Origin of the sequence: Achromobacter aegrifaciens, assembly GCF_902859965.1 — a bacterium.
GTDB lineage: Bacteria > Pseudomonadota > Gammaproteobacteria > Burkholderiales > Burkholderiaceae_B > Achromobacter > Achromobacter aegrifaciens.
The window spans coordinates 1,339,823-1,354,248 of record NZ_CADIKO010000002.1 but is presented as its reverse complement, the minus strand read 5'-3'; the positions used below and the strand labels follow the sequence as shown (position 1 = coordinate 1,354,248).

At 67.2% G+C, this 14,426-nt stretch carries 10 protein-coding genes; 5 read left to right on the top strand and 5 right to left on the bottom strand.

The genetic code is table 11. The features are described 5' to 3' along the window. Nucleotides 1–211: 211 nt before the first annotated feature. The gene (locus tag HV793_RS17460; protein ID WP_054456237.1) at nucleotides 212–1,099 is read right to left on the bottom strand and encodes a LysR family transcriptional regulator; all 888 of its coding nucleotides are present in this window, start codon (nucleotides 1,097–1,099) and stop codon (nucleotides 212–214) included. Nucleotides 1,100–1,305: 206 nt separating this feature from the next. On the opposite strand from HV793_RS17460, the gene HV793_RS17455 reads away from it, so the two are divergent. Further along, entirely contained in the window at nucleotides 1,306–2,910 is a 1,605-nt protein-coding gene (locus HV793_RS17455) for a GMC family oxidoreductase (protein ID WP_175213664.1), read from the top strand. Nucleotides 2,911–2,981: 71 nt separating this feature from the next. Here HV793_RS17455 and cfa read toward each other — a convergent pair whose 3' ends face one another. Continuing rightward, entirely contained in the window at nucleotides 2,982–4,163 is a 1,182-nt protein-coding gene (cfa, locus tag HV793_RS17450) for a cyclopropane fatty acyl phospholipid synthase (RefSeq protein WP_119451265.1), read from the bottom strand. A gap of 292 nt (nucleotides 4,164–4,455) precedes the next feature. Here cfa and HV793_RS17445 point away from each other — a divergent pair, with 292 nt between their 5' ends. The 3 genes from HV793_RS17445 (at nucleotide 4,456) to greB (ending at nucleotide 6,925) form a co-directional block, all read left to right on the top strand. Next, entirely contained in the window at nucleotides 4,456–5,391 is a 936-nt protein-coding gene (locus HV793_RS17445) for an alpha/beta fold hydrolase (protein ID WP_119451266.1), read from the top strand. Between the two features lie 65 nt (nucleotides 5,392–5,456). Continuing rightward, nucleotides 5,457–6,302 carry a 3',5'-nucleoside bisphosphate phosphatase gene (locus tag HV793_RS17440; protein ID WP_175162247.1) on the top strand — a complete coding sequence of 282 codons (846 nt, stop codon included), beginning with the start codon at nucleotides 5,457–5,459 and terminating at the stop codon, nucleotides 6,300–6,302. A gap of 71 nt (nucleotides 6,303–6,373) precedes the next feature. Further along, entirely contained in the window at nucleotides 6,374–6,925 is a 552-nt protein-coding gene (gene greB, locus HV793_RS17435) for a transcription elongation factor GreB (RefSeq protein ID WP_119451267.1), read from the top strand. A 118-nt stretch (nucleotides 6,926–7,043) separates the two neighbouring features. Here greB and HV793_RS17430 read toward each other — a convergent pair whose 3' ends face one another. The 3 genes from HV793_RS17430 to HV793_RS17420 form a co-directional block, all read right to left on the bottom strand. Further along, on the bottom strand, nucleotides 7,044–8,072 hold the full coding sequence (locus HV793_RS17430; RefSeq protein WP_119451268.1) for a DctP family TRAP transporter solute-binding subunit: 1,029 nt from the start codon (nucleotides 8,070–8,072) through the stop codon (nucleotides 7,044–7,046). A gap of 94 nt (nucleotides 8,073–8,166) precedes the next feature. After that, nucleotides 8,167–9,465: a TRAP transporter large permease gene (locus HV793_RS17425; RefSeq protein WP_054456243.1), complete on the bottom strand. Its 1,299-nt coding sequence runs from the start codon at nucleotides 9,463–9,465 to the stop codon at nucleotides 8,167–8,169. Then, nucleotides 9,462–10,010 carry a TRAP transporter small permease gene (locus HV793_RS17420; protein WP_175213663.1) on the bottom strand — a complete coding sequence of 183 codons (549 nt, stop codon included), beginning with the start codon at nucleotides 10,008–10,010 and terminating at the stop codon, nucleotides 9,462–9,464. The genes HV793_RS17425 and HV793_RS17420 overlap by 4 nt, the downstream gene beginning before the upstream one ends. A 357-nt stretch (nucleotides 10,011–10,367) precedes the next feature. Between HV793_RS17420 and purL the strand changes: the two genes are divergently transcribed. After that, nucleotides 10,368–14,417 carry a phosphoribosylformylglycinamidine synthase gene (gene purL, locus HV793_RS17415; protein ID WP_175213662.1) on the top strand — a complete coding sequence of 1,350 codons (4,050 nt, stop codon included), beginning with the start codon at nucleotides 10,368–10,370 and terminating at the stop codon, nucleotides 14,415–14,417. Nucleotides 14,418–14,426 lie beyond the last annotated feature (9 nt).

The following is a 14,426-nucleotide window of genomic DNA, read 5'->3' as shown; positions in this document are numbered from 1 at the left end:
CTTGCGGCCCGCGCATGAATCATCAAGCAAAGTCCATGCCAGGGATGCCGGCGGTCAGCGGCGCGAGTGGGCGCGCCGGGCGCTTCATAGGGAAAGCGGCCTCAGGATCGCTTTTGCGGCCGCGTCGCGCGTCGCACCGCCTCGGCCGGCGTGCATCAAGGCGGTGCATATTCCTGTGCGGCGCCGCACCCGTTTGGCGCAGCGCAGCGGTCTAGGCAAACGCCGCCTGGACGGCGGCGAAGGCAGCGGCGACCAGGGGATCGCTGCGGCGGGAGGCCTGGGTGATGAAGGCGAGTTCGGCCTGGATCGCCAGGCCCTTGACCAGCACCAGCCCGCTGGCCTGGGATTCGCGCAGCGCGACGGAGTCGCGCGCCAGCGACAGGCCCACGCCCGAGCGCACCAGGTCCAGCATCGACGCTTCCTGGTCCACTTCGGCCACGGCGTTGGGCGCGACGCCCAGCGCGTCGAACTTGTCGGACAGCAGCCGGTGGTGCACCGAATCCGGCGGCGTCCAGATCCAGGGCAGGGCGGCGATCGCGGCCCAGTCGCGGCCGGCCACCTGCGCGCCCCAGCCCTTGGGAGCCACGACGAAATAGGCGAAGGAGGCGAGCGGCATTGCTTCAAGCCCGGCGGGCGCCGCGTCACGTCCTTGCGGGCCGAGGGAAAAACCCACGTCCAGTTCGCCCGCCCGTACCTGTTTCGCCACCGATCCGGACATGCCGTGGCGCAGGGTGGGGCGGATCTTGGGATAGTGCTCCACCAGGTATTGCAGCGTGGCGCCCAGGCGCAGGAATTCCGGATCGAGGATGGTGCCAATGCGCAGATCGCCCTGGACGGTGTCGCGCAGGGCGCCCAGGGCGCGCTGGAAGTCGTCCAGCGCGTCCAGGATGCGCTGCGCGGAAGGCAGCAGCGCGCGGCCGTCGGCGTTGGGCGCCAAGCCTTGGGCGGTGCGCGAGAACAAGGTCAGGTCCAGCGATTCCTGGAAGTTCTTCAACTGCAGGCTGAGCGCGGGCTGGGTCAGGTGCAGATGCTCGGCCGCGCGCGTCAGGTTGCCCTCGCGGGCCACGGCGGCAAAAGTGCGGATGTGCTTCAGGTCCATGGGGCGATTCCCGGAGTAGGCGGCGAGCAAAAGGGGCTGAGCATTATTTAAGTTGCTTATAAACCGTTTTTCAACAATTCATTGGACAGTTCCACCCGGCTGCGCGAGAGTCACGGTAGATGCCCGGCGCGCGCAAGGTCGCCAGAGCCGGGTCGGCTCACCCAGTCCGCAGGCGTACCGCCCCGGCAAGAAGATAAGAAGAGCTTATGGAGACATACGACTACATCATCGTTGGCGCGGGCTCGGCCGGCTGCGTGCTGGCCAACCGCCTGAGCCGCGACCCTGCCGTGCAGGTGCTGCTGCTGGAAGCCGGTGGCCGCGACAACTACCACTGGATCCATATCCCCGTGGGCTACCTGCATTGCATCGGCAATCCCAGGACGGACTGGATGTACCGCACCGCGGCGGAAGCCGGTCTGGGCGGCCGTTCCCTGATCTACCCGCGCGGCCGCGTGCTGGGCGGCAGTTCATCGATCAACGGCATGATCTACATGCGCGGCCAGCGCCAGGACTACGAGGACTGGGCCGAACTGTCCGGCGACCCCGCCTGGGGCTGGGACCAGGTGCTGCCGGTGTTCAAGCGCAGCGAGGACTATCACCGCGGCGCGGACGAATTCCATGGCGCAGGCGGCGAATGGCGCGTGGAATCGCAGCGCCTGCGCTGGGACATCCTGGAAGCCTTTGCCGGCGCGGCCGAGCAAGAGGGCATTCCGCGCGTGCAGGACTTCAACCGCGGCGACAATTTCGGCTGCGGCTATTTCGAAGTGAACCAGCGCGGCGGCTGGCGCTGGAATACCGCCAAGGCATTCCTGCGGCCGGTGCAAAAGCGTCCGAACCTGCGCGTGATGACGGGCGCCCATGCCGAGCAACTGGTGTTCGAGGGCAAGCGCTGCGTCGGCGTGCAGCTGCGCCGCAACGGCCAGAGCGCTACCGTACGCGCGCGCCGCGAGGTGGTGCTGGCGGCTGGCGCGGTCAACACGCCGCACCTGCTGGAACTCTCCGGCGTGGGCGAGCCCGCACGCCTGCGCGAAAGCGGCATCGCCTTGCAGCACGCCTTGCCGGGCGTGGGCGAGAACCTGCAGGACCATCTGCAACTGCGCGTCATCATCCAGGTGCAGGGCGTGAAGACGCTGAACCGCATCGCCTCCACCTGGTTGGGCAAGGCCGGCATCGGCCTGGAGTACCTGCTCAAGCGCAGCGGCCCGATGAGCATGGCGCCGTCGCAGCTGGGCGCGTTTGCCAAGTCGGATCCGAACCAGGCGCGCGCCAACGTCGAATTCCACGTGCAGCCGCTGTCGCTGGGCGCGTTTGGCGAACCGCTGCATGGCTTTGACGCCTTCACCGCCAGCGTGTGCAATCTGCGGCCGACCTCGCGCGGCAGCGTGCATGCGCAGGGGCCGCAGGGCGCGCCGGCCATCACGCCCAGGTATCTGAGCACCGAGGAAGACCTGCGCGTGGCGGCGGACTCGATCCGCCTGGTGCGGCGGATCGCGGCGGCGCCGGCCTTGCAGCGCTACCAGCCGCAGGAGTGGCTGCCGGGACCTGCGTTCCAGACGGACACCGAGTTGCGGGAAGCTGCCGGCAAGATCGGCACCACCATCTTCCATCCGGTAGGGACCTGCGCGATGGGACGCGACGCGGACGGCGGGGCGGTGGTGGACGCGCGGCTGCGCGTCCATGGCCTGGAGGGCCTGCGTGTGGCCGACGCCTCGGTGATGCCTTTGATCACGTCGGGCAACACCAATTCGCCGACCATCATGATCGCGGAGCGGGCCGCCGACATGATCCGCGAGGACGCTGCAGGGCGCTGAATCTACCGTGGGCGCGGCAGAAAAGAAAGCCGCCCTTAAAGGGCGGCTTTCTGGCGATGGCGTCGCCGTGTTCAGCGCAGCGAACGGTACATTTCCTGGCGTTGCGGGTGGGTCAGCATCACTTGCCAGAGCTGGCCCTCGCGCGAGCGGAAAAAGCCCGCGCAGCACATCAGGTAGTACTTCCACATGCGGTAGAAGCGGTTGCCGTAGCGCGATTCCAGTCCGGGCCAGGCGCGTTCGAAGTTGTCCCACCACGCCATCAGGGTACGGTCGTAATCGGCGCCGAAGTTGTGCCAGTCTTCAATGATGAAGCGGCCTTCCACGGCGGCGGCGATCTCGCGCGCGGACGGCAGCTTGCCGTTGGGGAAGACGTAGCGGTCGATCCAGGGATCGGTGCTCTGGCTGGTGGAGGCGATGCCGATGGTGTGCAGCAGGAACACGCCGTCCGGCGCCATCAGGCGCTGCACGTTGCTGAAGTAGGTGTCGTAGTTCTTGGGGCCGACATGCTCGAACATGCCCACCGATACCACCTTGTCGAAACTACCCTGCAGGTCGCGGTAATCCTGCAGCAGCAGTTGCACGGGCAGGCCCTGGACCCTTTCCTGCGCCAGGGCCAGTTGCTCCTTGGACACGGTCACGCCGGTGACCTTGACGCCATAGCGTTCGGCGGCAAAGCGCGCCAGTCCGCCCCAGCCGCAGCCGATGTCCAGCAGCGTCTCGCCTTCGCGCAGCTGCAGCTTGCGGCAGATCATCTCCAGCTTGGCCAGTTGCGCTTCTTCCAGCGTCTGGGCGTTTTCCCAGTAGGCGCAGGAGTAGATCATGCGGCTGTCCAGCATGGCCTCGAACACGTCGTTGCCCGCGTCGTAATGCTGTTCGCCGACCTCGAACGCGCGGTTCTTGGACTGCAGGTTGAACAGCTTGTGGCGCAGGTGCTCGGCGATCAGCTTGACGCGCGCCAGGCCCAGCGCCGCCGACCCCATGTCGGCGCGCAGCAGGCGGGTGAACAGTTCGTCGAGCTGGTCGCAGTCCCATTCGCCGTCCATGTAGGATTCGCCCAGGCCCAGCGACCAGCTGGCGAAGACGCGCTCGTACATGTGCTTGTCATGAACCTGTATGTCCCAGGGGCGGTTGCCGTTGATGCGGACATCGGCGCGGGCCAGGACGTCCTGGAGCACTTTGGGAGGTTCGGGGGGAGGGGAACTGGCGGATTGATGGCCGGCGGCCAACGGCGAGGAAGGACTGCTCTGCTGCATACGGACTCCATATCAATTTTGGGATGACTGATCTGGCAATGCTTGAAACTTCCGAGTCTGATCCTAACAGGTCCGCAACTCCAATTTAATGATTGGATCGCCTCGATAGGCAAAGGCACCCCGCGGTGCGTGGAGGTGGGGGCGGCGATCCGGATGCAAGGATCGTAGCGACGACCGGGCCGATAGTCCAGAACCCCACCGCCGGGTGTTGCGGCGGCGCAGCCTGCCGTCCTATAAGATACCGGCCTGGCGCGCCTTCGCCATGGCGCGCAACGACTCGTGGAGTGTATCGATGGTGGACGCCAGCCTGGAACCCCGTTTGGATTTCGTCACATGCGCCAGCCCGGCGGGCCTGCACCGCATGGCCTACTGGGAATGGGGCGACCCGGGCAACGACCAGGTGCTGGTCTGCGTACATGGCCTGACCCGCAGCGGGCGGGACTTCGATACGCTGGCGCGGCGGCTGGCGGGGCGCTATCGCGTGGTCTGCCCGGACGTGGTGGGACGCGGCCGTTCCGACTGGCTGGCCAATCCCGCGTTTTACACGGTGCCGCAGTACGTCTCGGACATGGTGACCCTGCTGGCGCGCCTGAAGCCGGCGCGGCTGGCCTGGGTCGGTACGTCCATGGGCGGGCTCATCGGCCTGGCGTTGTCGGGCGCGGCGGTGTTCGCGCGCGCCATGCTGGCCATGCGCCCGCACGCGGGCATGCTGCCGCCCGAGCAAGGCTTCCACCTGGACAAACTGGTGCTCAACGACGTCGGGCCTCGTCTGGAGACGGGCGCCCTGGCGCGCATCGGCCAGTATGTGGGCGAGCCGGGCGAGTTCGCGAGCTTCGAAGAGGCCGTGGCCACCATGCGCGCCAACTCCGTCACGTTCGGCCCGCATACCGACGCGCAGTGGGCGGACCTGGCGCGCTATCTGTATCCCCAGCAGGGCGACAAATGGGTCAAGCATTACGACCTGGCGCTGTCGCAGGCCCTGGCCGCGCAGACTCCCGAGGAACTGGCGGCCGGCGAACAGATCCTGTGGCGTTCGTATGATTCCCTGCCGTGTCCCGTGCTGATCGTGCGCGGCGCGGAATCCGACTTGCTGACGCGCGCCACCGTCGAGGAAATGCTCAAGCGCAATCCGCGGGCGCAGGCCCATGAAGTGGCCGGCGTGGGCCATGCGCCCACCTTGATCTCGGACGAGCAGGTGGATCCGGTCGCGTCCTTTCTGCTGTCCTGACCGCGCCGTAAACAAGGGACGGCTCGGCGCTATCCACGCTGCCGGGCCTTCTCTACAATAGCTGGATGAACGCGCGCACATTGAATATCGACCTGCACTGCCATTCCACCGTCTCGGACGGCGCCCTCGCGCCGCGCGACGTGGCGCAGCGCGCGCATGCCAACGGCGTGGACGTCTGGGCCCTGACCGACCACGACGAAATCGGCGGCCTGGCCGAAGCGGCCCGCGCGGCGCGCGAGCTGGACATGGACTTCGCCACCGGCGTCGAGATCTCCGTGACCTGGGCGGGCGTCACCGTGCACATCGTGGGCCTGCGCTTCGACCCCGAGAACGCCGCGCTGGCCGAAGGCCTGCGCAAGACCCGCTCCGGCCGCGCCGAACGCGCCAAGCGCATCGGCGAACGCCTGGCGGAAATGGGCATGCCCGGCGCCTACGAAGGCGCGCTGCCGTTCGCAGGCAACCCCGAACTCATCAGCCGCACGCACTTCGCGCGCTATCTGGTCGAAGCCGGCTATTGCCCCGACGTGCAGACCGTGTTCACCAAGCACCTGGGCGACGACCGCCCGGGCCACGTACCCATGCAGTGGGCCACGCTGGCGGAAGCCGTGGGCTGGATCCGCGGCGCGGGCGGCATCGCCGTCATCGCGCATCCCGGCCGCTACAAGTACACGCCGCTACAGTTCGCCGCGCTGTTCGACGAATTCCTGCAGCTGGGCGGCCTCGGCATCGAGGTCAACACCGGCAGCCATACCCCGGAAGAGGCCCGCTATTATGCGGATGTGGCGCGCCGCTATGGATTCCTGGCGTCGCGCGGTTCGGACTTCCATAGTCCGAAGGAAAGCCGGGTGGACCTGGGCCGCTTGCCGGCGCTGCCGCCCGACCTCAAACCGGTCTGGCACGACTGGTTCTGACGCAGGCGGCGGCCATGTCGCCAGCCCTTGCACACAATCGACTGTAATCGCGCCCGACCGGCGCAACCGCCATGAACAAAGCCTTTGTCAAAGAGTCGGACAACGAGGACGACGACGATCTGCCGCAAGCCCAGGCGCTGCCTGCCGGCACCAAGAACTACATGACGCCCGGCGGCTACGAGCGCCTGCGCAGCGAGCTCACGCACCTGATGAACGTGGAGCGCCCCTCTGTCGTGCAGGTGGTGTCGTGGGCCGCGTCCAACGGCGACCGTTCCGAGAACGGCGACTATCTGTACGGCAAGAAGCGCCTGCGCGAGATCGACCGCCGCATGCGCTTCTTGACCAAACGGCTGGATATCGCCGAAGTGGTCGATCCGGCCGCGCAACCCAACCGCGACCAGGTGTTCTTCGGCGCCACGGTGCTGTATTCGGACAAGGCTGGCGAGGAACACAACGTGACCATCGTGGGCGTCGACGAGGCCGAGCCGCTGGCGGGCAAGATCAGCTGGATCTCGCCGGTGGCGCGCGCGCTGATCAAGGCCAAGGAGGGCGACACCGTGGTGCTGCGCACGCCCGGCGGTATCGAAGAGCTGGACATCCTGGAAGTCAGCTATCCCGCATGAAAGAAAACGGGCGCCAGCTTGTGGCTGGCGCCCGTTGGTGGGCGGGATCTGACGTCCCTGCCTCGGTTGGCGGCTTGCGCCGCCGTTCCCCTGGGGCTTGCTGCTTGTTCTGGCGGGCTTACTTCTTGCGGCTGGCGATCGACTTTTCAGCCAGGTTCACCAGGTCTTCGCCGATCTGCTTCTTCCACTTGTCATAGACCGGCTTGGTCACCTTGACGAAGGCCTCGTGGTCCGCCTGCGACAGCGAGGTCACGGTCACGCCGTGGCCGGCGATTTCCTTCAGCAGCGACGGGTCTTCAGGCGTCACGCCCTTGCGCGCGATCACGATCTGCTGCTTGCCGGCGTCCAGCGCGGCCTGGCGCACGATGTCGCGGTCCTTCTCGGACCAGGAATTCCACACCTCGCGGTTGACCACGAAGATCAGCGGGTCGGCCACATAGTTCCACAGCGTCAGGTACTTCTGGCCGACGGTGTAGAGCTTGGAACCGGTGTAGATCGACAGGGGATTTTCCTGGCCGTCCACTGCGCCGCTGGCCAGCGCCGGCTGGGCATCGGCCCAGCTCATCTGCGTGGGGTTGGCGCCCAGCGCGGTGAAGGTGTCGATGTACAGCGGCGAGCCCACCACGCGCAGCTTCAGGCCCTTCATGTCTTCGGGCTTCTTGATCTCGTGCTTGGAATTGCTGAGCTGGCGATAGCCGTTTTCACCCCAGGCCAGCGGCACCACGCCGGCTTTCTCGATGAGCTTGAACATCTCCTTGCCCACGTCGCCCTGCACCAGCGCATCGATGGCGGCATAGTCGGGCATCAGGAAGGGCAGGGAGAACAGGTTCAACTGCTTGACCTGCGGCGACCAGTTGATGGTGGAGCCCACGGCCATGTCGATCACGCCCTGGCGGATGGCGGTGAACTCGCGCGTCTGGTCGCCCTGGACCAGCGACGTGCCGGGATAGACCTTGATGTTGATGCGGCCCTGGGTGCGCTCGCGCACCAGGTTGGACCAGATCTCGGCGCCCTGGCCCCAGGGGAAGGTGGTGCCGACCACGATGGAGAGCTTGTACTCGGACTTGTAGTTCTGCGCATGCGCGGGCGCCATGCCGACGACGGCAGCCGCGCACAGGGCTGCTCCGATCAGGTTGCGGAATTTCATGTTGCGTCTCCTCTCTTTGCGTGTCTGTTGTTGTAATGAATACCGGTACCGCCGGCCTTGGGGGCGCCCCTTGAGGTCGCCCCGTTCGGCCCTTTCAATAACCCAGCTTCTTGGGCAGCCACAGCGCCAGCTGCGGGAACACCAGCACCGCGACCAGCACCAGGAACATCGCGCCCAGCAGCCACACCACCCAGCGCACCGTGGACTCCATCGGCACGCGCGCGATGCGGCACGACACCATCAGGTTCACGGCCAGCGGCGGAGTGAACTGGCCCAGGGCGACCTTCAAGGTCAGGATCACGCCGAACCACACCGGATCCCAGCCATAGGCGTTGGCGATGGGCATGAGCAGCGGCACGAAGATCAGGAAGATGGAAATGCCGTCCAGGAACATGCCCACCGTCATCAGCAGCAGGATCAGCAGCGCCAGCACGCCCCATTCGCCCAGGCCGGAGTTGACGATGGCGTGGGTGATGGGATCGATCACGCTCAGCGTGGACAGGGCCCAGGCGAAGATGCCGGCCAGCGTCACCACCAGCATGATGACGGCGGAAAGCTCGGCGGCTTCGCGCAGGATGGTGTACAGGTCGCGCAGCTTGATGGTGCGGTGGATGAACATGCCCACGAACAGGCCGTAGAACACCGCGACCACGGCCGCTTCGGTGGGCGTGAACCAGCCCATGCGCATGCCGCCCAGGATCAGGACGGGTGCGGCCAGGCCCCATGAGGCTTCGCGCAGGCTGGCCCAGAAGGGCGGGCGGGGCAGGTGGGCTTCGAGCGCGCCCATCTTGTGCTTGCGCGCCAGCCACACCGCCGGAACGATAAGGGCGATGCCGGCCAGGATGCCGGGGATCATGCCGGCGGCGAACAGCGCCGGCACCGAGGCGCCGGGCACCAGCACCGAGTAGATGATGAAGGCCACCGAGGGCGGGATCAGGATGTCCGTGGCGGCGCCGGCCGCGACCACGGCGGCCGAGAACGAGCCCGGATAGCCGGCGCGCGACATGGCGGTGATCATCACCGCGCCCACCGCTGCGGCACAGGCCGGGCCGGAGCCGGAGATGCCGCCCAGGAACATGGCCACCGCGATCGACACCAGCGGCAGCATGCCCGGGCCGCGGCCGACGATGGCAATGGCGAAATCCACCAGCCGCTTGGCCACACCGGAGCGGTCGAAGATCGAGCCCACCAGCACGAACATGGGGATGGCCAGCAGCGGATACTTGGCCAGGCCGGCGTAGAAGTTCTGCGGCACGGTCAACAGGCCATACCAGGGCGTGTCGAGGTTGGACAGCACGATGGCCACGGTCCCGCCCAGGCCCAGGGCCACGCCGACCGGCACGCCGATCAGCATCAGGACGATGAAGACGATGAAGAGGATGGCGGCGATCATTGCTGATCCTGCCCGGCGGCGCGTCCGCTCTTGGCGATGCGGCGCAGCGTGCCGATGGTGCGCAGCGAGATCGCCGCGGCCATCACGGGCAGCCAGATCGAATACCACCAGGTCGGCACGCCGATGGCGGGCGAGGTCTCTTCGTAGATATATTCGTCGGCAACCAGCTTCACCGACAGCACGGTCAGCAGCAGGAAGAAGGCCAGCACGCAGCCGTTGGAGATCAGCGCCATGATGCGCTGGCGGCGCGGGGAGCCGGAGTCCGCCAGGATCTCGATACGTATGTGGTGGTTGCGCACGAAGGCGACGCTGCCGCCCGCCATGGTCAGCACGATCAGCAGGAACACCGAGATTTCTTCCGTCCAGGCGAAGGACTGGTCGGTGAAATAGCGCACCAGCACGTTCAGGAAGGTGATGATGGCCAGGGTCGCCAGCAGGATCACGGCCAGCCAGTCCTCGATGGCCAGCGGTACTTTGACTGCGGGATCTGTTTCTGCGGGAATGATCGGTTCGACAGGCTCGGCGGGGGCTTCGGGGCGGGACATGTGAGGCAGCGGCCGGCGCGCGGGTAGGCGCCATGCGTTAATGGGGGTCGCTGCATCCTACCGTCGCGCCGTGGGACCGGAAGTTCGTGTTTTCCCGCGGTGCGGGATGATCGCAACATGTTGCGACGCAATATAAAACCGCAGGCAGGGCGCCGGGCGGTATTAGGAAAGATTCGCAGCGGCGCGGAGTTGGCGCGGATGCTGCTTCGCACCATCCCGGTGCGCGGCCTTCGGAATTCTTTTGTAACAATGGCCGAAACAGGGGCGTTCGGGATCGATTGAACAACGGCTCCGGGAAAACCCCCTAAACAGGTAAAATCTCTTTTTGCTCTCCTCTCTTTATACGGCGCCCGCATCGTGTCCCTAGTTCAGCATCTGCCTGGTTCCTCCGTCCTGTCCTCCTTCCGTCGCGATCGCCTCCTGGCGCAATTGAAGGAAGCCGGCTTGCCGGTGGCCGACATATCCGCCCGCTACGAGCACTTCGTCAGCACCGACGCGGCCCTGACGGCCGAACAGCAGCAACATCTGACCCAATTGCTGGACTACGGCACTCCCGCCACCGGCGACGCGCCGGCCAAGAGCCTGTCCCTGCTGGTGATTCCGCGCCTGGGCACGATTTCGCCCTGGGCCAGCAAGGCCACCGACATCGCCCACAACTGTGGCCTGGCGTCGGTGCACCGCATCGAACGCGGCGTGCGCTACGTGATCACTCCCGAGCGCGGCCTGCTGGGTACCAAGTCCTTCGACGACGCCATGCTGGCGCGCGCGGCCGACTGCCTGCACGACCGCATGACGGAAACCGTGGTGGACGCCAGCTTCGACGGCCAGGCGCTGTTCCAGCCGCTGGCCGGCAAGCCCATGCGCACGGTCGACGTGCAGGCGCGCGGCGCCGAAGCCCTGGCCGAGGCGAACATCTCGCTGGGCCTGGCGCTGTCGGACGACGAAATCGAATACCTGGCGAAGTCCTTCACCGACCTGGGCCGCGATCCGACCGACGTGGAACTGATGATGTTCGCCCAGGCCAACAGCGAACACTGCCGCCACAAGATCTTCAACGCCCAGTGGGTGATCGACGGCCAGGAACAGCCCAACACGCTGTTCGGCATGATCCGCGCCACCCACAAGGCGCAGCCCGAAGGCACCGTGGTCGCCTATTCGGACAACGCCGCCATCATGGAAGGCGGCCCCGCCCAGCGCTTCCAGGCAGGCGTGCCCGGCGTGACGGGCGAGGGCGTCGAAGGCGCCAGGTACATCCGCCGCGACACCACCGTGCACACGCTGATGAAGGTGGAAACCCACAACCACCCGACCGCGATCGCGCCGTTCCCCGGCGCCTCGACGGGCGCGGGCGGCGAGATCCGCGACGAAGGCGCGACCGGCCGCGGCTCCAAGCCCAAGGCCGGCCTGACCGGCTTCACCGTGTCGCACCTGCGCTTTGACGACGCGCTGCAACCCTGGGAAACCGACCATCATGGCCTGCCCGAGCGCATCGCCTCGCCGCTGTCCATCATGATCGACGGCCCTATCGGCGGTGCGGCGTTCAACAACGAATTCGGCCGTCCCAACCTGCTGGGCTATTTCCGTTCGTTCGAGCAGACCGCCGGCGGCACGCGCTGGGGCTACCACAAGCCCATCATGATCGCGGGCGGCCTGGGCAGCATCGACGCAGGCCTGACGCACAAGGACGTGATTCCTCCGGGCGCGCTGCTGATCCAGCTGGGCGGTCCGGGCTTCCGCATCGGCATGGGCGGCGGCGCCGCCTCCAGCATCAGCATGGGCAGCAACTCGGCCGAGCTGGACTTCGATTCCGTCCAGCGCGGCAACCCTGAACTCGAGCGCCGCGCCCAGGAGGTCATCGACCGCTGCTGGCAGCAGGCCGAGAACAACCCCATCATTGCGATCCACGACGTGGGCGCGGGCGGCCTGTCCAACGCCTTCCCGGAACTCGTCAACGACGCCGGCCGCGGCGCCATCTTCGACCTGAAGCGCGTGCCGCTGGAAGAATCGGGCCTGTCGCCCGCCGAAATCTGGAGCAACGAATCGCAGGAACGCTACGTCCTGTCGATCCTGCCCAAGGACCTGGAACGCTTTGACGCCATCGCCCGCCGCGAACGCTGCCCCTACGCGGTGGTGGGCGTGGCCACCGAGGAGCGCCAATTGCGCGTGGTGGACGGCGAGGGACTGCCTGGCCTGGACACGATCCGTCCGCAGGGCGAAGCCGAAGTGCGTCCGGTGGACGTGCCGATCGACGTCATCCTGGGCAAGCCGCCGCGCATGACCCGCGACGTCACGCGCCTGCCCGGCGTGTCCGCGCCGCTGGACCTGGCCGGCATCGACCTGACCGAAGCCGCCTACCGCGTGCTGCGCCACCCCACGGTGGCCAACAAATCCTTCCTCATCACCATCGGCGACCGCACCGTGGGCGGGCTGTCCAGCCGCGACCAGATGGTCGGTCCCTGGCAGGTGCCGGTGGCCGATTGCGCCGTGACGCTGGCGGACTATGAGGGCTTCCGCGGCGAAGCCATGTCCATGGGCGAACGCACCCCGATCGCCATGCTGGACGCGCCGGCCTCCGGCCGCATGGCCGTGGCCGAGGCCCTGACCAACCTGGCCGCCGCCGACGTGGCGCGCCTGGAAGACATCAAGCTGTCGGCCAACTGGATGGCCGCCTGCGGCGTTGCCGGCCAGGACGCCGCGCTGTACGACACCGTGTCGGCCGTCAGCGAACTTTGCCAGGCCACCGGCCTGTCGATCCCGGTGGGCAAGGATTCCCTGTCCATGAAGACGTCCTGGGAACAGGACGGCGAACAGCGCCAGGTGGTGGCGCCGGTGTCGCTGATCGTCACGGCATTCGCGCCCGTGGCCGACGTGCGCGCCAGCCTGACCCCGCAGCTGCGCACCGACGCTGGCGACAGCGTGCTGATCCTGATCGACCTGGGCCGCGGCCGCCATCGCATGGGCGGCTCGATCCTGGCGCAGGCCTATAACCAGGTCGGCGAAACCGTGCCGGACATCGACGCGCCGCAAGACCTGCGCGCCTTCTTCGTCACCATCCGCACCCTGGCCGAGGCCGGCACCATCCTGGCCTACCACGACCGTTCCGACGGCGGCCTGTTCGCGACCCTGACCGAAATGGCCTTCGCCGGCCGCACCGGCATCTCGGTCAACCTGGACATGCTGACCTTCGATCCGCAATCGGCGGATTGGGGCGACTACAAGATCCGCCCCGAGCAGGTGGCGGTGCAGCGCGAGGAACTGACGCTCAAGGCGCTGTTCTCCGAAGAAGCCGGCGCCGTCATCCAGGTGCCGGCCGCCCAGCGCGACGCCGTCATGCAGGTGCTGCGCGGCGCGGGCCTGTCGGCGCACTCGCATGTCATCGGCGGCCTGAACGGCGCCGACGAAGTCGAGTTCTACCGCGACGGCAAGAAGGTCTGGGGCCAGCCGCGCGCCGAACTCGGCCGCGCCTGGAGCGAAGTGTCCTACCGCATCATGTCGCGCCGCGACAACCCGGCCTGCGCCCAGGCCGAACTCGACGTCTGGAACGACGCCACGGACCCGGGCATGAGCCCCAACGTGGATTTCGATCCCCAGGAAGACGTGGCTGCGCCCTTCATCAACACCGGCAAGCGTCCGCGCGTGGCGATCCTGCGCGAGCAGGGCTGCAACAGCCAGGTGGAAATGGGCTGGGCCTTCGACACCGCCGGCTTTGAAGCCGTCGACGTGCACATGACCGACCTGTTGTCCGGCCGCGTGGATCTTGCTCAGGTGCAAGGCCTGGTGGCCGTGGGCGGCTTCAGCTACGGCGACGTGCTGGGCGCCGGCGAAGGCTGGGCACGCACCATCCGCTTCAACAGCAAGCTGTCGGACCAGTTCGCCGCCTACTTCGCGCGTCCCGACACCTTCGCGCTGGGCGTTTGCAACGGCTGCCAGATGATGGCTGCGCTGGCGCCGATGATCCCGGGCGCAGAGTTCTGGCCGCGTTTCACGCGCAACCTGTCGGAAAAGTACGAAGCCCGCCTGGCGATGGTCGAAGTGGCCAAGTCGCCGTCGATCTTCTTCGCCGGCATGGAAGGCGCGCGCATTCCGGTGGCCGTGGCGCACGGCGAAGGCTATGCGGACTTCTCGCAGCAGGGCGACGCCAGCCGCCTGCTGGCTGCCGCACGCTACATCGACAACCGCGGCCAGGCCACCGAAGCCTACCCGTTCAACCCGAACGGCAGCCCGGGCGGCCTGACCTCGGTCACCACCGCCGACGGCCGCTTCACGGTCATGATGCCGCACCCGGAACGCGTGACGCGCAACGTCATGATGTCGTGGGCGCCCGAGAAATGGGGCAAGGCGGACAAGGGCGGCGCGTTCAGCCCCTGGATGCGCATCTTCCGCAACGCGCGCGTCTGGCTGAAGTAAGCCGTGCGC

What these genes read in the sequence shown, in the direction of transcription:
- HV793_RS17460 (WP_054456237.1), bottom strand. Translation starts at nt 1,099, where the DNA reads ATGGACCTGAAGCACATCCGCACTTTTGCCGCCGTGGCCCGCGAGGGC.
- HV793_RS17455 (WP_175213664.1), top strand. Translation starts at nt 1,306, where the DNA reads ATGGAGACATACGACTACATCATCGTTGGCGCGGGCTCGGCCGGCTGC.
- cfa (WP_119451265.1), bottom strand. Translation starts at nt 4,163, where the DNA reads ATGCAGCAGAGCAGTCCTTCCTCGCCGTTGGCCGCCGGCCATCAATCC.
- HV793_RS17445 (WP_119451266.1), top strand. Translation starts at nt 4,456, where the DNA reads ATGGTGGACGCCAGCCTGGAACCCCGTTTGGATTTCGTCACATGCGCC.
- HV793_RS17440 (WP_175162247.1), top strand. Translation starts at nt 5,457, where the DNA reads ATGAACGCGCGCACATTGAATATCGACCTGCACTGCCATTCCACCGTC.
- greB (WP_119451267.1), top strand. Translation starts at nt 6,374, where the DNA reads ATGAACAAAGCCTTTGTCAAAGAGTCGGACAACGAGGACGACGACGAT.
- HV793_RS17430 (WP_119451268.1), bottom strand. Translation starts at nt 8,072, where the DNA reads ATGAAATTCCGCAACCTGATCGGAGCAGCCCTGTGCGCGGCTGCCGTC.
- HV793_RS17425 (WP_054456243.1), bottom strand. Translation starts at nt 9,465, where the DNA reads ATGATCGCCGCCATCCTCTTCATCGTCTTCATCGTCCTGATGCTGATC.
- HV793_RS17420 (WP_175213663.1), bottom strand. Translation starts at nt 10,010, where the DNA reads ATGTCCCGCCCCGAAGCCCCCGCCGAGCCTGTCGAACCGATCATTCCC.